General features: G+C 68.9%; 16 protein-coding genes. 9 read left to right on the top strand and 7 right to left on the bottom strand.

What is annotated here, in order from left to right:
* Positions 1-163 precede the first annotated feature (163 nt).
* Both ACVK00_RS17235 and ACVK00_RS17230 read left to right on the top strand, forming a co-directional pair.
* Positions 164-1,594 carry a purine-cytosine permease family protein gene (locus ACVK00_RS17235; RefSeq protein ID WP_284895305.1) on the top strand — a complete coding sequence of 477 codons (1,431 nt, stop codon included), beginning with the start codon at positions 164-166 and terminating at the stop codon, positions 1,592-1,594.
* A 165-nt stretch (positions 1,595-1,759) separates the two neighbouring features.
* Positions 1,760-2,830 carry a porin gene (locus ACVK00_RS17230; protein WP_284895306.1) on the top strand — a complete coding sequence of 357 codons (1,071 nt, stop codon included), beginning with the start codon at positions 1,760-1,762 and terminating at the stop codon, positions 2,828-2,830.
* 68 nt (positions 2,831-2,898) lie between these two features.
* Here ACVK00_RS17230 and ACVK00_RS17225 read toward each other — a convergent pair whose 3' ends face one another.
* Positions 2,899-3,855 (bottom strand): LysR family transcriptional regulator, encoded by a 957-nt coding sequence (locus ACVK00_RS17225; RefSeq protein ID WP_228907243.1) that lies wholly within the window; start codon positions 3,853-3,855, stop codon positions 2,899-2,901.
* Between the two features lie 186 nt (positions 3,856-4,041).
* Between ACVK00_RS17225 and ACVK00_RS17220 the strand changes: the two genes are divergently transcribed.
* The 3 genes from ACVK00_RS17220 to ACVK00_RS17210 are packed head-to-tail and all read left to right on the top strand — an operon-like array spanning position 4,042 to position 7,696.
* Entirely contained in the window at positions 4,042-5,352 is a 1,311-nt protein-coding gene (locus tag ACVK00_RS17220; RefSeq protein ID WP_228907244.1) for an MFS transporter, read from the top strand.
* A 30-nt stretch (positions 5,353-5,382) separates the two neighbouring features.
* Positions 5,383-6,648, top strand: a complete 1,266-nt coding sequence (locus ACVK00_RS17215; RefSeq protein ID WP_284895307.1) for a Zn-dependent hydrolase — start codon at positions 5,383-5,385, stop codon at positions 6,646-6,648.
* A 25-nt stretch (positions 6,649-6,673) separates the two neighbouring features.
* Positions 6,674-7,696 (top strand): histone deacetylase family protein, encoded by a 1,023-nt coding sequence (locus ACVK00_RS17210; RefSeq protein ID WP_284895308.1) that lies wholly within the window; start codon positions 6,674-6,676, stop codon positions 7,694-7,696.
* A 120-nt stretch (positions 7,697-7,816) separates the two neighbouring features.
* On the opposite strand, the gene ACVK00_RS17205 is transcribed toward ACVK00_RS17210, so the two are convergent.
* Positions 7,817-9,022: an MFS transporter gene (locus ACVK00_RS17205; RefSeq protein ID WP_228907247.1), complete on the bottom strand. Its 1,206-nt coding sequence runs from the start codon at positions 9,020-9,022 to the stop codon at positions 7,817-7,819.
* Positions 9,023-9,598: 576 nt separating this feature from the next.
* Positions 9,599-10,510: a LysR family transcriptional regulator gene (locus ACVK00_RS17200; RefSeq protein WP_284895309.1), complete on the bottom strand. Its 912-nt coding sequence runs from the start codon at positions 10,508-10,510 to the stop codon at positions 9,599-9,601.
* Positions 10,511-10,683: 173 nt separating this feature from the next.
* Between ACVK00_RS17200 and ACVK00_RS17195 the strand changes: the two genes are divergently transcribed.
* Positions 10,684-11,604, top strand: coding sequence for a pyridoxal-phosphate dependent enzyme (locus ACVK00_RS17195; protein WP_354122951.1), 921 nt, complete (start codon positions 10,684-10,686; stop codon positions 11,602-11,604).
* 76 nt (positions 11,605-11,680) lie between these two features.
* On the opposite strand, the gene ACVK00_RS17190 is transcribed toward ACVK00_RS17195, so the two are convergent.
* Positions 11,681-12,781: a DUF2242 domain-containing protein gene (locus ACVK00_RS17190; protein WP_284895311.1), complete on the bottom strand. Its 1,101-nt coding sequence runs from the start codon at positions 12,779-12,781 to the stop codon at positions 11,681-11,683.
* A gap of 148 nt (positions 12,782-12,929) precedes the next feature.
* Complete coding sequence (locus ACVK00_RS17185; RefSeq protein WP_284895312.1) at positions 12,930-13,823, bottom strand: LysR family transcriptional regulator; 894 nt, start codon at positions 13,821-13,823, stop codon at positions 12,930-12,932.
* A gap of 108 nt (positions 13,824-13,931) precedes the next feature.
* On the opposite strand from ACVK00_RS17185, the gene ACVK00_RS17180 reads away from it, so the two are divergent.
* Complete coding sequence (locus ACVK00_RS17180; protein WP_228907251.1) at positions 13,932-14,687, top strand: TerC family protein; 756 nt, start codon at positions 13,932-13,934, stop codon at positions 14,685-14,687.
* Between the two features lie 60 nt (positions 14,688-14,747).
* Entirely contained in the window at positions 14,748-15,050 is a 303-nt protein-coding gene (locus ACVK00_RS17175) for a TFIIB-type zinc ribbon-containing protein (protein ID WP_284895313.1), read from the top strand.
* A 107-nt stretch (positions 15,051-15,157) separates the two neighbouring features.
* Here the strand turns inward: ACVK00_RS17175 and ACVK00_RS17170 are convergent, their stop codons facing one another.
* Both ACVK00_RS17170 and ACVK00_RS17165 read right to left on the bottom strand, forming a co-directional pair.
* Entirely contained in the window at positions 15,158-15,568 is a 411-nt protein-coding gene (locus ACVK00_RS17170; protein WP_284895314.1) for an Hsp20/alpha crystallin family protein, read from the bottom strand.
* Positions 15,569-15,584: 16 nt separating this feature from the next.
* Positions 15,585-16,025, bottom strand: a complete 441-nt coding sequence (locus ACVK00_RS17165) for an Hsp20/alpha crystallin family protein (RefSeq protein ID WP_284895315.1) — start codon at positions 16,023-16,025, stop codon at positions 15,585-15,587.
* Between the two features lie 245 nt (positions 16,026-16,270).
* Between ACVK00_RS17165 and ACVK00_RS17160 the strand changes: the two genes are divergently transcribed.
* Positions 16,271-17,188, top strand: coding sequence for a 3-hydroxyacyl-CoA dehydrogenase NAD-binding domain-containing protein (locus ACVK00_RS17160; RefSeq protein WP_228907255.1), 918 nt, complete (start codon positions 16,271-16,273; stop codon positions 17,186-17,188).
* Positions 17,189-17,194: the final 6 nt, after the last annotated feature.

Here is a 17,194-nt window from a genome sequence, read left to right as displayed (position 1 = left end):
TCATCCGCTGGCAATGTCGGCGCACGTCGTGCCGGTTGCGCGCCAGCGTGCTGACCGTGCGTGCGTGGCGCATGCCGGCGATCCACGGCGCACCGCATCCCACGAGCCGAAAGGGCATCTCGTCAAAACCATTTGTGATCCTCAGTATCTTGGAGATTTTCTCGTGTCAACGAATCCCAGTGGAAAAGCCGGCGGTTTGATCGAGGTACGCTCGATCGATTTCATTCCCGACGCCGAACGCCACGGCGGGCTGCTGAGCCAGTTCACGCTGTGGCTGTCGGCGAACATGCAGATCACGGCCATCGTCACGGGCGCGCTCGCGGTCGTGCTCGGCGGCGACGTGTTCTGGTCGCTGGTCGCGCTGCTGCTCGGCCAGCTCGTCGGCGGCGCGGTGATGGCGCTGCACGGCGCGCAGGGGCCGCAGCTCGGGTTGCCGCAGATGATCTCGAGCCGCGTGCAGTTCGGCGTCTACGGCGCGATGATCCCGATCGTGCTCGTGTGCCTGATGTACATCGGCTTTTCCGCCAGCGGCTCGGTGCTCGCCGGGCAGGCCGTCGCGCAACTGCTGCACGTCGACGACGCGGCCGGCATCCTGTTGTTTGCGGCCGTGATCGTCGTGCTGACGGTGTTCGGCTATCGCGCGATCCACTTTGTCGGCCGAATCGCAAGCGTGGTCGGCATCATCGCGTTCGTCTACATGTTCACGCAGCTGTTCGCGAACCACGACGTCGGCGCGCTGCTCGCGAACCGGCACTTCTCGCTCGCGAGCTTCCTGCTGTCGATGTCGCTGTCCGCGTCGTGGCAGATCGCGTTCGGCCCGTACGTCGCCGACTATTCGCGCTACCTGCCGCGCTCGACGTCGTCGGTCGCCACGTTCCTCGCGGTCGGCCTCGGCTCGGTGATCGGCGCGCAGGCCGCGATGGTGTTCGGCGTGTTCGCGGCCGCGCTGGCCGGCAGCCAGTTCGCGCACCACGAGGTGTCGTACATCGTCGGGCTCGGCTCGACGGGCGCGGTTGCCGCACTGCTGTACTTGAGCATCGCGTTCGGCAAGGTGACGGTGACCGCGCTCAACGCCTACGGCAGCTTCATGTCGATGGCGACGATCGTCAGCGGTTTCCGCGGCAAGGGCGCAGTGTCGTCGCGCAGCCGTCTCGTCTACATCTTCGGGATGATCTGCGTGTCGACGCTGATCGCACTCGCCGGCCGTCATTCGTTCCTGAAGGAATTCACCGCGTTCATCCTGTTCCTGCTCGCGTTCTTCACGCCGTGGAGCGCGATCAACCTGGTCGACTATTACTGCTTCACGCGTTCGCGCTACGACGTGCCGGCGCTGTCCGATCCGGATGGCCGCTACGGCCGCTGGAACGTGATGGCGATCACGATCTATGTGGTCGGGATCCTGGTGCAGCTGCCGTTCATGTCGACGCACATCTACACGGGCCCGCTCGTCGATGCGCTTGGCGGCACCGACATCTCGTGGATCCTTGGCCTCATCGTGCCGGCGGTGCTGTACTACGTCGGCGCGCGTGCGTCGCGACGCAGCATCCCCGAGCGCCTGATCCTGCCGCTCGAGCGCGGCGAGGTTCACCACTGACGCATCGCGTCGCCTGTCGGGCCGGCCTGTCGCCGGCCTGAGCGGCTCCGCCGCGCCGGACCCGGCGCGACCGGCAGCCGCGCTGCCCACACCTTCGTTATCCGCGATGCCGGCATGGCAGACTACCGTGCCCGGCATCGTTCCATTCTCTTTTCATTGAATAGTATGACTAAGCAAATGAACGCGCGGGGCAATCGTTCCCGGGCGCGATCGGCGTATGCCGGTCTTCGCGTGGCCGTCGCGGCCGCATGCATGGGCGGGTCGGGCGCCGTGCTCGCGCAGGACGGCGTCACGCTGTACGGCGTGATCGACGAATTCGCGCAGTACGTGAATACCGGCAACGGCTATACCGCGGCGATCGGCTCGGGTGGACAGTGGGGCAGCCGCTTCGGGATGAAGGGCGGCGAGGACCTCGGCGGCGGCCAGAAGATCGAGTTCGCGCTCGAGAACGGCTTCAATCCGAACGACGGTTCGCTCGCCAGTTCGGGCAGCATGTTCAATCGTCAGGCGTGGGTCGGCATCGCGGGGCAGTGGGGCAAGGTGCGCGCGGGCCGCCAGAATTCGCCGCTGTTCAACGACCAGGGCGGGCAGGATGCGTTCGGCGGCGTCACGCAGGCGTCCGGCATGGACAACCTGACCGTGTTCGCGTTCCGCACGAGCAATACGCTGTCGTACCAGAGCCCCGAGCTCGCCGGCTTCCAGGCCGGGCTGTACGTCGGGTTCGGCGAGGCGGGCGGCGTGCGCTCCGCGGGGTCGAGCCAGCAGTTCGACGTGACCTACGAGCACGGGCCGTTCGCGGCGTTCGTCGCGGGCCAGTGGTTGAAGAACACGACGGCGACCACGACCGATCGCACGATCATGGCCGGTGCATCGTACGCGATCGGCAAGGCGACCGTGTACGGCGGCTTCTCCGCGGTGAAATGGGCCGACCTCGGCATCGATTCGCGTGTGTACGGGCTGTCGGTCAAGTACCAGCTCAACCCGGCGAACTACGTCGCGCTCGGCTATGCGTACCTGCACGACCAGACGTCGCAAGGCGACAACGCCGACCAGTTCGGGCTGATGTACGAATACGACCTGTCGAAGCGCACGAGCTTCTACGGCGCGCTGTCGTACCTGCGCAACCGCAACCAGGCCGGCTACACGCTCGCGGGCGCGGCGAACCCGGGCCTGCCGCTCGCATATCCGGGCGCGAACGCGCGCGGCGTGCAGCTCGGCATCGTGCATCGCTTCTGACGATGCATCGGGCGCCGGGCCGTATGGGCCGGCGCCTGCTTCCTTGTCGCGGATGCGCGCATTCGCGCCTACATCCCCAGCCGTTCCGCGAGCGAGTGCTGTTGCATGCAGCGCTCCATCGCGTCGAGGAACGCGTGCTCGGCCGCGTTCATCTTGCGGTCGCGATGCCACAGCAGGAACACGTCGACGTCGACGAGGCCGTCGTCGGGCGGCAGCCGCCACAGCCGTTGCTGCGCGATGTCGTCGCGCACGATGTGCTCGGGCAGGCAGCCGATCCCGTAACCGGCGAAGATCAGCCGCCGCACTTCCTCCAGGCTCGGCGACGACGCGACGATCCGCCCGGTGAAGCCCTTCTGGTCGCGGAACACGGTGAGCGGCGACAGGCTGTCGCCGATCTGGTCGCTCGTGAACGACACGAAATTCTCCGCGAGCAGGTCGTCCATCCGCAACTGCGTCTGCCCGAACAGCCGGTGATGGCGGCCGCAGTAGATCGCGTAGCGCTGGCGCAGGAAGCAGCGCATCTCCAGCTTGTCGTGCGGCGTGCGGCACAGGCCGAGCCCGGCAGTGGCCGTCTTCTGCAGCAGCGACGACAGGATGTCCGACGAGCGCATCACTTCGATCTGCAGATCGATGCGCGGATACGCGCGATGGAAGTCGGCGAGGAATGCGTCGTAGACGGGCGACTCGATGCGGCTCACCGTCAGCAGCCGGATCGAACCGGTGAGGTCGGCCGTGCTGTCGTCGAGCTCCGTTTCGAGCCGCGACACGCCGCCGTAGATGTCGCTCGCGATCCGGTACACGGCTTCGCCCGCCGGCGTCGGCGCGAAGTGCGCGCCGCGCCGCTCGATCAGCTTTCGCTCCAGTGTGTCCTCGAGCCGCCGCAGCGCCTGGCTCACGGCCGGCTGCGTCACGTGCAGGCGCGCGGCCGCCCGGCTCACGCTGCGCTCCTGCATGATCACCAGGTAGGTGCGCAGCAGGTTCCAGTCGAGGCGGTCGTTGAGAAAGGGGGCGAGGTCGGCGCGCATCGGGTCTCCGGGCGAAGCATCGGATCAGTCATTAGCTGAATTTATACGCGAAATAATAACTTGAAATTTGACTAATGATGGGCGGTCGCCGATAAAGGAGGGGCGCCGCACCGTGCGGCGCGAGGCCGCGACAGACGGCCGGCCACCACGATATAGCGCGTGCCGCGGCGCGCGTCAGGAGCCCGCATGACCCAGTCCCTTCCTTCCGCCCGCCAGCCGGCGCGTGCCGCGACGGCCGCGTTCGTCGGCACGATGATCGAGTGGTACGACTTCTACATCTACGCGACCGCCGCCGCGCTCGTGTTCGGCGAACTCTATTTCCCGTCGCATGACCGCTTCGTGAGCACGATGGCGTCGTTCGCGACGTTCGCGGTCGGCTTCTTCGCGCGCCCGCTCGGCGGCATCGTGTTCGGCCATCTCGGCGACCGCATCGGCCGCAAGAAGGCGCTGATGACGACGCTGATGATGATGGGCGTCGCGACCGTGTGCGTCGGGCTGCTGCCCGACTATTCGCAGGTCGGCATGCTCGCGCCGGTGCTGCTGATCGTGCTGCGCGTCGTGCAGGGGATCGCCGTCGGCGGCGAGTGGGGCGGCGCGGTGCTGATGGCGGGCGAACACGCGCCGCAGGGCCGCCGCACGTTCTTCGCGTCGTTCGCGCAGCTCGGCAGCCCGGCCGGGCTGATCCTGTCGCTGATCGCGTTTCGCGCGGTCACGTCGATGGACAAGGCCGATTTCCTCGCATGGGGCTGGCGCCTGCCGTTTCTCGCGAGTTCGGCGCTGCTCGTCGTCGGCCTCCTGATCCGGCTCGGCGTGAACGAGTCGCCGGAATTCGCGCGCGTGAAGGAGGCGAACCGCACCGTGAAGCTGCCGGTGGCCGAAGTGTTGCGCTCCGCGTCGGGGCTCGTACTGCTCTGCATCGGCGCGAACACGATCGGGATCGCGGGCGTCTATTTCACCAACACGTTCATGATCGCGTACACCACGCAGTACGTCGGCGTGTCGCGCTCGCTGATCCTCGACAGCCTGTTCGCGGTCGCGATCATCCAGTTCATCGCGCAGCCGCTCGCCGCGTGGATCGCCGAACGTATCGGCGGCGCGCGTTTCCTGAAGATCGCCGCGCTGCTCGCGATGCTGTCGCCGTACCCGATGTTCATGCTCGTACAGGGCGGCACCTCCGCGTCGCTCGTCGCCGGCATCGCGCTCGCGGTCGTGTGCATGGCCGGCTTCTATTCGGTGATCGCCGGCTTCGTGAGCGACGTGTTTCCCGCGCACGTGCGCTATTCGGCGATCTCGCTCGCGTACCAGGTGTGCGGCGCGATCGCGGGCGGCCTGACGCCGCTCGTCGGCACCTGGCTCGCGCATCGCTTCGCGGGCCAGTGGTGGCCGCTCGCGGTGTTCTACACGGGTCTCGCCGGCATCTCGCTGCTTTGCATCGTCGCGCTCGACGCGCGACGCGCGGCCCGGCCGGCCGCGGCCGAAGCGCTCGGCTCGCACTGACCCTCGACGAACGAATTCATCGGAGTGCAAATGAAAGACCTGTTGGAAATCGACGGTGCTCGCCTGTGGCGGAGCCTGGCCGACATGGCGCGCATCGGCGCGACGCCGCGCGGCGGCGTGCGGCGCCTCGCGCTGACGGACGACGACCGGCGCGGGCGCGACCTGTTCGCGCAGTGGTGCCGCGACGCGGGGATGGCGGTGAGCGTCGACGCGGTCGGCAACCTGTTCGCGCGGCGCGACGGCACCGATGCGCAGGCCGCGCCGGTGCTGATCGGCAGCCATCTCGACACGCAGCCCGAAGGCGGACGCTTCGATGGCGTGTACGGCGTGCTCGCCGGGCTCGAAGTCGTGCGCACGCTGAACGATGCGGGCATCGCGACCGGCAAGCCGCTCGAGATCGTGTCGTGGACCAACGAGGAGGGCGCGCGTTTCGCGCCGGCGATGCTCGGCTCGGCCGTGTTCACGGGCGCGCTGCCGCTCGACGACGCGCTCGCGAAGCAGGACGCCGACGGCATCACGCTCGGCGCCGCGCTGGACGCATGCGGCTGTCGCGGCACGCGTGCGCCGGGCGGCGCGGTCGACGCGTATTTCGAAGCGCATATCGAACAGGGGCCCGTGCTCGAGGCGAACGGCACGACGATCGGCATCGTCACGGGCGGGCAGGCGATTCGCTGGCTCGACGTGCGCGTGACGGGCGTGGCCGCGCATGCGGGCACGACGCCGATGCCGTATCGCAAGGACGCGTATTTCGCGAGCGCGCAGATGGCGCTCGAGCTCGAGCGCATCGTCGCCGGCTACGCGCCGCGCGGGCTCGCGACGATCGGGCAGGTCGGCATCCGCAACGCGTCGCGCAACACGATCGCCGGCGACGTGACGTTCACCGTCGACCTGCGCCATCACGACGATGCGCAAGTCGATGCGATGGAGCGCGCCCTGCGCGACGCATGCGCGCGCGTGGCCGCCGCGCGCGGCGTGCAAGTCGCGATCGATACCTGCTGGCGCAGCCCCGCGACGCCGTTCGACCGCAGCTGCGTCGACCTGGTCGCGCAGGCGGCGGATGCATTCGGCTATACGAACGAACGGATCGTCAGCGGCGCCGGTCACGATGCGATCCTGCTCGCGCGCCGCGTGCCGACCGCGATGGTGTTCATCCCGTGCGTCGACGGGCTGTCGCACAACGAGGCCGAGGACGCGCTGCCCGACGACGTGACGCGCGGCACGAACGTGCTGCTCAACGCGGTGCTCGCCCGGGCGGGCGTCGCGACGCGCGTGGCCGCGGCCGCGCACGATGCATGACGCGACGAATCGACGAGGACCGACGATGAAAACCTATTTCCACCCCGAACAGTTGCTGCACCATCCGCGCACCTACCTGTCGCGCGGCAGGATGCGCGAGCCGCAGGAAGTGCCCGAGCGCGCGGCGCGGCTGGTCGCGGCAGTGCGTTCGCTCGACTTCGACGTGCGCGAGCCGGCCGATCGCGGCACCGCGCCGATCGCGGCCGTGCACGACATGAACTACCTGCGCTTTCTGGAGGAAGCGCACCGCGACTGGAAACGGATGCCCGACGACTGGGGCGACGAAGTGATGTCGAACGTATTCGTGCGCGATCCGAACCCGCTGCGCGGCGTGCTCGCGAAAGCCGCGCGCTATCTCGCCGACGGCAGCTGCCCGGTCGGCGCGAACACGTGGCGCGCCGCGTACTGGTCGGCACAGAGCGCGCTCGCGGCCGCGGCGGACGTCAACGACGGCGCGCGCGACGCGTACGCGCTGTGTCGCCCGCCCGGCCATCACGCGCGCCGCGATGCGGCCGGCGGCTTCTGCTACCTGAACAACGCGGCGATCGCCGCGCAGGCGCTGCTCGGCCGCCATCGGCGGGTCGCGATCCTCGATACCGACATGCATCACGGGCAGGGCGTGCAGGAGATCTTCTACGGCCGCGACGACGTGCTGTACGTGTCGATCCACGGCGACCCGACCAATTTCTATCCGGTCGTCGCCGGTTACGAGGAAGAGACGGGCGCGGGCCCCGGCGACGGCTACAACCTGAACCTGCCGATGCCGCACGGCGCGCCCGAGTCGACCTTCTTCGAGCGGCTCGACGACGCGCTGCGCGCGCTCGCGCGGTTCCAGCCGGATGCGCTCGTGCTCGCGCTCGGTTTCGACATCTACAAGGACGACCCGCAATCGCAGGTGGCCGTCACGACCGACGGGTTCGGCCGGCTCGGCTGCGCGATCGGCGCGCTCGGCTTGCCGACGGTGATCGTGCAGGAGGGCGGTTATCACCTCGAGAGCCTCGATGCGAACGCACGTGCATTCTTCGACGGGTTCGCCGCCGTGCGCTGATACGTCGACCCGGCGGCCGCGATGCGCGGCCCGTCAGCGACAACGCCCGCGTCGGCATCCCGGCGCGGGCGTTGTTCAATTGGGGTGCCGCGTATCGGCACCCTGCGGGTCGCGGTGCGCTTACGAGTTCGCGGCGACCGGCGCGCGGCGGCGTTGCATCCTTTGCAGTGCGACCAGCGCGAGCCCGGCCGCGGCAATCAGCCCGCCGACGAGCGGCACGGCCGCGTAGCCGAAGCCGGCCGAGATCGCCGCGCCGCCGGCTGCCGCGCCGACCGCATTGCCGAGGTTGAACGCGCCGATGTTGACGGCCGATGCGAGGCCCGGCGCTTCGTGTGCGGCACGCATCACGCGCATCTGCAGCGGCGGGACCACCGCGAACGTCGCGACACCCCACACCAGCAGCGTGGCGGCCGCGCCGACATGCGTGCGGGCGAGCAGCGGGAACCCGGCCATCGTCACGATCAGCAGCACCAGGAAGCCGATCAGCGTGGCGTCGAGCGAGCGGTCGGCGAGGCGGCCGCCGGCGATGTTGCCGATCGAGAAGCCGACACCGATCAGCACGAGCATCGCGGTCACGAAACCGGGCGTCGCGCCGGTCAGGTGTTCGAGCGTCGGAGCGACGTACGTGTAGAGCGTGAACATCGCGCCGGCGCCGAGCACCGTGGTCGCGAGCGCGCCGAGCACGACGGGGCGCGTGAGCACCGACAGTTCGGCACGCAGGTTCGGCATCTTGCCGGCGTCGCCCTTCGGCAGCGCGGCGAACAGGCCGGCGATGGCGATCAGGCCGAGCGCGGCGGTGGCCGCGAACGACATGCGCCAGCCGATCATCTGGCCGAGCCAGGTCGCGGCCGGCACGCCGCCGACGTTCGCGATCGTGAGGCCCATGAACATCGTCGCGACCGCGCTGGCCTGCCGTTCACGCGGCACGAGGCCGGCCGCGACCACCGAGCCGAGCCCGAAGAACGCGCCGTGGTTGAGGCTCGTGACGAGTCGTGCGAGCAGCAGCGTCGTGTAGTCCGGCGCGATGGCCGACAGCAGGTTGCCGATCGTGAAGATCGACATCAGCGCGATCAGCGCCGAGCGGCGCGACCAGCGCGCGAGCAGCAGCGTCATCAGCGGCGCGCCGACCATCACGCCGATCGCATACGCGCTGATCAGCATGCCGGCCTGCGGAATCGACACGTGTACGCCGTCGGCGATCACGGGCAGCAGGCCCATCGGCGAGAACTCGGTCGTGCCGATGCCGAACGCACCGGCGGCGAGCGCCAGCAGCGGCAGCGCGGCGCTGCCGCCCGGGCGGGAAGGAGAAGAAGTCGTGGTGTTCACGCGATGCGCTCCTGGAAGCATTGGGCAACGGCATCGGCCGTTGTGGACAGGGTGAAGTGTGCCTGCATGACTTTTGCGGAAAAAGCCGTATCCGGGCGAAATTATCTTGATTTCATGTCAACAATGCGGGTTTGGGGCCGCGTGCGTGCGCGGCCCGCGGCCTCGGGCTGCTCGGGCGACGGGGCACGACAGCCGGCCCGTTGTGGCGCAAGCGCGTCATCCTTCCCGCCGATCCTGTACCGGCGCGGCTCGCGGCCAAAAAAAGCCCCGGTCACAGGGGGACCGTGACCGGGGCGGGAAGGCATCCTCTCTTTGGCACGAGGGTTGGATGCGGGCGCAGTATATTTCGGGGCATAACGATTCGAAATGACGTTAAACGGCCGTTTTTGGTGTCAATTTAAAAATAGCGACGCCGCAGCGCCGATTGTCATGAGTCTGAAAGTATTTTCGTACGTTCCAGTGGATGTTTACGTGCGATGACAGAGAAGCCGGCCGTCGCGCGACGCGGCCGGATCTGCGGTCGGCGATGCTACGGAATCCGTCGCAGGCGCGCGGGTTGAGCGCGCCGGCGCTCGGTCAGTCCGCGTGGCCGGCTGCGTCGCGCACGGCATCGAGAAACCGCGCGACGACGGGGGAAGCGGGCGCCGCCGCGCCGTCGAACACGAACTCGATGTCGAAGCGGCTCGCGAGTTCGTCGAGCGCGACGAGCCGGACCGTGCGCGGGCACGTCGGCGACGCGCTTTCCGGCACGAAGGCGCAACCCATGCCGGCCGCGACGAGCCCGATCAGCGTCGGGATATCGCTGCCGACCTGCGCAATGCGCGGCGTGAAGCCCGCGCGTTCGCACTGCGCCATCAGGAAGCGATGGTGCGCGGCGGAGCGCTGCGCGTCGAACCACACGAACGGTTCGTGCGCGACGTCGGCGAGCGTGCGCGGCGCGTGAAAGCGCCCTCCGGGTGGCGCGGGCATCGCCAGCACGAATCGGTCGCTCAGCAGCCGCACGCCCGACAGATGCGGTGCCTCGTCGCGGCGCCACGCCATGATGCCGCCGTCGAGCTGGCCGCGGGTCAGCGCCGCCGCCTGCTCGGCGGACAGCATCGGCGCGATCGACAGCTTCACGTCCGGACACGCGTCGCGAAACGCCCTGAGCACGTTCGCGACGACCGGCAGCGGCAGGCAGTTCGGCAGCGCGCCGAGCCGCAGTTCGCCGAGCTGGCCGGCCGCGCTGCGCAACGCGCGTTCGCGGCTGTCCTGCAACGTCGCGAGCAGGCCCGTCGCGTCCTGCAGGAAACTCGCGCCGGCCGCCGTGAGCGTGACGCCCGTCGTGCGGCGGATCAGCAGCGGCGTACCGATCGCGTCCTCGAGCTCGCGGATCTGCCGCGACAGCGCAGGCTGGACGATGCCGGCCGCGCGGGCGCCGGCCATCACGCTGCCGGCTTGCGCGACCGCCACGAAGTAACGCAGGTGACGCAGTTCGATCTGGCGCATGCGGTGTCGGCTCCGGTTTCGATGAAGGGGATATGCCTGTCAAGCATAGCAAGGGTCATCAGATGGTATTGGAAAGCATGGCCGGCGTGCCGTACGATGGGTGCGGTTGCCAGGCCTGTTCACAGGCCGCGTGCGTTTCCCTTGTCCCGACTGTCCCCACCGTGTCCCGCGCCATGCCGCTTCATATCCCGACCCCCTATATCCGTTCGCAAATCGCGTCGCGCCGCCTCGGCACGAACATCCGGCTGAAGCTCGACGCGCTGCAGCCGTGCGGTTCGTTCAAGTTGCGTGGCATCGGCGCGGTTTGCGAAGCGCGGCATGCGGCCGGCGCGCGCCGGTTCGTGTCGTCGTCAGGCGGCAATGCGGGCATCGCGGTGGCGTATTGCGGTCGTGAACTCGGCGTGCCGGTGCTCGTCGTCGTGCCGGAAACCGCGTCGGCCCGCGCGCGCGAGCTGATTCGTGTGGAAGGCGCGGAGGTGGTCGTGCACGGCGCGAGCTGGGCCGAGGCGAACGCGTTCGCGCTGTCGGCCGTCGGCGCGCAGGACGCGTTCGTGCATCCGTTCGACGACCCCGTGCTGTGGCAAGGGCACGCGACGATGATCGACGAGATGGCGCTGACCGGCCCGAAGCCCGACGCGGTCGTGCTCGCGGTCGGTGGCGGCGGGCTGCTGTGCGGCGTGCTGGAGGGGCTCGCGCGCAACGGCTGGCACGACGTGCCGGTGGTCGCGGTCGAGACGGAGGGTGCCGACAGCTATGCGCGCTCGGTCGCGCAGGGGCGCCCGGTCGAATTGCCGGCGATCACGAGCATCGCGACGTCGCTCGGCGCGAAGCAGCCGTGTGACGCGGCGGTCGAATGGGCAACGCGGCATGCGATTCATCCGGTCGTCGTGTCGGATGCGCAGGCGGTGGCGGCGTCGTTGCGGTTCCTGGACGAGCACCGGATCGTCGTCGAGCCGGCGTGCGGCGCGGCATTGGCCGCGCTCGAGCAGTCGGTGCCGGTGCTTGCGTCGGCGTCGGACATCGCGGTGATCGTGTGCGGCGGCGTGACGGCGACGGTCGAGCAACTGCAGACGTTGAACGCGACGCTGCGGTAACGCGCCGACGCCCCCCGCCCGTCACGCGGCGCAGCCGGGCGAGGCTGCAGACGTAGACGTAACGGCGCTCGCGCAGTCAGTTCGCGGCGGGCGCGCTAGCGCCGGACGGCGCGGACGATGTGACGGGAGCGGCTGCCGACGCAGGCGCTTTATCTGTGGTCGTCGAAGCGGCGCTCGACGGCACAGGTGCGGATGCCGCGGATACGGGCGTGGCCGATACCGGCGTTGCAGCCGCGGTCGTGGCAGCCACAGGCGTCGAAGCAGCCGACGTCGATGCGGCCGACAGCGAAGCGGCCGGCGCCGAAGCAGCCGGCATCGAAGCCGAAGCGGGCGTCGGAGCAGCAGACGCAGGTGCCGAAGCCGGCACCGGAGCCGAAGCCGGCGCGGCCCCCGGCACGACACCGCGCATCGTCCCCGGCGCGACCACGGCCGATGCCGCCGCAGGTGCGGCCGGCACGACGGGCGTGCCCGGCGTCGGCGCGACGCTCGGCACCGACAGCGGCACCGGCGCGGCCGGCGGGGTTGGCACGACGGGCGTCGTCATCTTCATCGGCTCGCCCTGCGGCGTCGGTGCGGGTTCGGGCAGCGGCGCGACGGGTTCCTTCTCGGCCGCTTTCACGGTTGCGCGATCGCGGCGGGCGGGATCGATCTTCAGGAAATGCTCGACGAGATTGAAGAAGCGCTCGTAGAACACGCCGGCGGGAATCGTCTCGCTCGCCGTCTTCACGAGCGCGTCGTCGCTCGAGCCGATCGGCAGCGACAGCGACCCGAACACGCTGAGCCCGACGCTGGCCGACGTATTCGACTTCTTCAGCGTGTAGCGGTCCTGCACCGCGTTCACGTACGCGATGCTCGACGTGCCGTCCGCGTTCGCGTCCGCGCACACGACGTGAAACTCGATCACGACGTGCATGTCGTTGTTCGGCTGGAAATTCTTGCTGCCGTCGACCGCATCGTTGCGCGACGACGACACGACATAGCCCTGGCTCAGCAGCGCGCGACGCGCGGCCTCGCAGGCCGCGTCGGATTTCGAGCGGAACGTGTGCGCATACGGGCTGCTCGTCGCGTCGAACTGCTCCTGCTGGTAGATCGGCTTGGGCGGCGACGAGCACGCCGCCAGCACGGCCGCGGCCGCGAGCGCGCACGAAACGGAAAACAGGCGAAGTCGGTTGTGCATGGCGTCTTTCAAAAGGCTCGGCGAAATGCCGTGCGGGGCGGCGGGCGCCGCCCACGCGATGCCGCGCAACAGCTGGGCCGGTGCACGGCGCTTGGCAATCTCGTATGGCCGGGGCGTCATTATAGGTTCGTTTGATGTCGCGCTTGCTTCAGCCGGCCGGCGCCGGGTGCGCGACGGCGAGCAATTGCGACACGAGCGGATGGTGTTCGCCGCGCCGCGAGCGGATCGCATGGATTTCCTCGGTCACGTCGCCGGCACGGCCGAGCCGGCGCAGCCCGCGCAACAGCGATGCGTCGTTCGCGCCGAGTTCGCTGAGCGGAAACACGCCCAGGCCGCGTGCCGCGAACACGGCCATCAGCGCGCTGTCCTCGAATTCGCCGGCCACGCGGGGCACGATCCGTTCCCGCTCCAGCCACAGGTCCAGGCGTGCGCGTAGCGCCGAATGGGCGGTCGGCAGCAGCACCGGCAGCTCGGCGAGGCAGTGCGGGAAGCGCTGCCGCGCGGCGGGCGTGACGAGCGCCGCGGGCCCGTACCAGTCGACCGGCGACGCGACGAGCCGCTCGCTCGTCACGCGCAGATTCGACCCCGAAGGCGCCCCCTGGCCGGCCAGCACGAGATCGAGGTGATGCAGGGCCAGTTCCGCGAGCAGCGCGTCGTGCTCGCCCTCGTGACACAGCAGCCGAAGCGTGGGCGTGTCGAGCACCGGCGCGAGGATCGCATGCGCGGCCAGCTTCGAGATCCCGTCCGCGAGGCCGACCGCGAGCCGCACGGTCGGCTGGCTGGCCGCCGCGCGCACTTCGTCGGGGATCAGCCGGCCCATCTCGAAGATGACCTCCGCGCGCGCATACGCGGCTTGGCCCGCATCGGTCATCGTGACGCCGCGCCCGGCCGGGCGCAGCAGCTGGTGGCCGAGCGACTTCTCCAGGTCGCGCACCTGCGCGCTGATCGTTTGCACGGCCATGTCGAGCCGCTCGGCGGCGCGCGCGAAGCCACCTTCCTTCACGACGACCCAGAAATAGTACAGATGGCGAAAATTCAGCATCGGATCGAAATTTCGGAAAAACCGAACCAAAGATCAGATTCTCGCTGATTTTTACGAAGTCGTGGAATGCCTATCATCGGGCTTTCCACATTCGAATCGGCCCTTTTCATGGACTACCTGCTGACGCTTGCCGCCGACCCCGCCGTCTGGGCCGCGCTCCTGACGCTCGTCGTGATGGAAGTCGTGCTCGGCATCGACAACCTGATCTTCATCTCGATCCTCAGTAACAAGCTGCCGGAAGCGCAGCGCGCCCGCACGCAGCGCCTGGGCATCGCGCTCGCGCTCGTGATGCGCCTCGCGCTGCTCGGCAGCGTCGCGTGGATCGCGAGCCTCACCGAACCGGTGTTCACGCTGTTCGATCACGCGTTCTCGTGGCGCGACATGATCCTGCTGTCGGGCGGCCTGTTCCTCGTGTGGAAGGCGACCACCGAGATCCATCATCACGTGTCGCATGACGCCGACGGCTCGGGTGCGTCCGGCGGCGCGGCCGGCCTGACGGTCTGGGCTGCGATCGGCCAGATCGTGATGCTCGACATCGTGTTCTCGATCGACAGCATCGTGACCGCGATCGGCATGACCGAGCACGTCCCGATCATGTTCGTCGCGGTGATCGTTGCGGTGAGCGTGATGCTGTTCGCCGCCCAGCCGCTCGCACGCTTCATCGACCGCAACCCGACCATCGTGATGCTCGCGCTGTCGTTCCTCGTCGTGATCGGCATGACGCTGATCGCGGAAGGTTTCGGTTCGCACGTGCCGAAGGGCTATATCTACGCGGCGATGGCGTTCTCGGCGTTCGTCGAGGGCATGAACATGCTGGCGCGTCGTGCGAAGGCCAAGCGCGCGGCGCGCGGCGAAGCTCACTGAGCAAGCGGGCGGGCGAGGGCCCGCCCTCGATTCGGAATTCTCAACGAAAGGAGAAACGCGATGAAATGTCCGGTCTGCAAGACGCCCGACCTGCTGATGGCCGAGCGCCAGTCGATCGAGATCGACTACTGTCCGACGTGCCGCGGCGTGTGGCTCGATCGTGGCGAACTCGACAAGCTGATCGCACGCGAAACCGGCGAGGTGCCGGCACGCCGCGACGAGTCGCCGGTGCGGCACGATGCCCACGCGCCGCGCGGGCGTGACGATGGCTGGGGGCGCGACGGCCGCCCGCACGACGACCGTTACCGGCACGACGGCCAGCGTCGCAAGAAGTCGATGTTCGACCTGTTCGATTTCGATTGAACGCGACGGCGCGCGCGTACCGCGCCGCACATAGCAAAAAGCCCCGCCAGGTGTGATGCCTGGCGGGGCTTTGTCATGCGCGTGACGCAATGAACACGCGCCGGCGCTTACGCGTTGCCGGCCGTCACGTCGATGCGGCGCGGGCGTGTTTCCTCGCGGCGCGGAATCGTCAACGTGAGCACGCCGTCGCGCAGGCTCGCATCGATTTTCGACGTGTCGAGATCGGGGCTCAGCACGAACGTGCGCACGAAGCGCGGCGCGCGGATTTCGGCATGGCGCACGCGCAGGTCGGCCGGCGTGTCGATGCGCGTGTCGGCTTCGATCGTCAGCGTGTTGTCGTGCACCTTCACGTCGAGGTTCTCGCGCGGCACGCCGGGCAGGTCGGCGCGCAGCGTGACGCGCCGAGCGTCTTCGACGATATCGACGGCCGGCGTGAGCGCGGGCCGGCGCGCGGCTTCGGCGGCGGCCGCGTGGACGGCACCGGTCCTGTTTTCGGTCAGGGTCTGGCTGGTATTCATGTCGTTCTCCTGAAGGTTACTGAACGGTGATCGCACGCGGCTTCGCTGCCTCGCGCCGGCCGACGCGAATCAGCAGGCAGCCGTTTTCATAGCGGGCGCTGACGTTGTCGGCGTCGGCGTTCTGCGGCAGCTCGACGACGCGCCGGAACGCACCGTGAAAGCGCTCCTGCGCGTAGGTGCGCACGTCGTCGCCGGCGTCGTGCGGCACGGGCTTGCGCTCGCCGCTGATCGTCAGCAGGTCCTTGTCGATCGATACGTCGAAGTCGGCCGCGGCCATGCCGGGGGCGAACGCGACGATCTCGATCGCGTCGTCGGTCGCGCCGACGTTCAGCGCGGGAAACGCGCTCGGCCGCACCGCGCGAATGCCGGTCGGATGCTCGCCGAACAGGCTCGCCATCTGCCGCTGCACGCGGGCGAATTCGTCGAACAGGTCGTAGCCGTGATGGATACCGCTCATGAAGGTCCTCCGGAACATGAAGTGCGAAAGACGCGACGACGCGACGCCGATGGCGTGTGCGATGCGCGGTTTTCCGCTGAGTCGAAACGGGGGCAGTGCGCGTGACGGGCACTGCCTGGCAACGGGTAATTAGAGGTCGCCGCGGCGGTTTTCAAGAGGGAAATTGCAACCGGCATCAACGCGTGACGATGCGAATCGATGCGACAATCGTCGCGCTATCCACAGACCACGGAGACGGGACGGACATGGACATTCAACGCATCGCGATCGTTGGTGCCGGCGTGATCGGCGCGAGCTGGGCGGCCTTCTATCTGTCGCAGGGCTTCGACGTCGTCGCGACCGATCCCGCGCCGCAGGCCGACGCGCGGCTGCGCGACGCACTCGCCGCGTTTCTCGGCGAACGCGCCGCCGAACTTTCCGCGCGGCTGTCGTTCGACGCGGATCTCGGGCGCGCGCTCGACGGCGTCGATTTCGTACAGGAGAACGGCCCCGAACGGCTCGACCTGAAGCGGGCGTTGTACCGGCAGATGGACGACGTGCTGCCCGCGCGCGTGCCGATCGCGTCGAGTTCGTCGGGCCTGAAGATGTCGGAGATCCAGACCGCGTGCGACAAGCATCCGGAACGCTGCCTGATCGCGCATCCGTTCAACCCGCCGCACCTGATTCCGCTCGTCGAGCTGGTCGGCGGCGACGCGACCGACCCGGGCGTGATCGCGCGCGTGAAGGCGTTCTACGACGCGCTCGGCAAGCAGACGATCGTGCTCAACAAGGAAATGACCGGTCACGTCGCGAACCGGCTCGCGGCCGCGCTGTTTCGCGAGGTGTATCACCTGGTCGGCGAAGGCGTGGTGAGCGTCGCCGATGCGGACAAGGCCGTCGCGTGGGGCCCGGGCCTGCGCTGGGGCCTGATGGGGCAGTGCCTGACCTATCACCTCGGCGGCGGCGCGGGCGGGATCGCACACTTCCTCGAACACCTGTCGGGGCCGATCACGACGTGGTGGGACGACCTCGGCACGCCGTCGTTCGATCCGGCCGTCGATCGCAAGCTGAACGACGAACTGCGCGCGATCCAGGGCGAGCGTTCGATGCAGGAACTGGCGGCCGAGCGCGACCGGCTGCTCGTCGAGCTGATCGACGCGCGGCGGCGCAGTTTCCTGCCCTGAGCGCCC

This window comes from Burkholderia sp. PvR073, assembly GCF_054055695.1.
The sequence above is the reverse complement of the archived record's forward strand: the minus strand, read 5'-3'. Positions and strand labels throughout refer to the sequence as shown.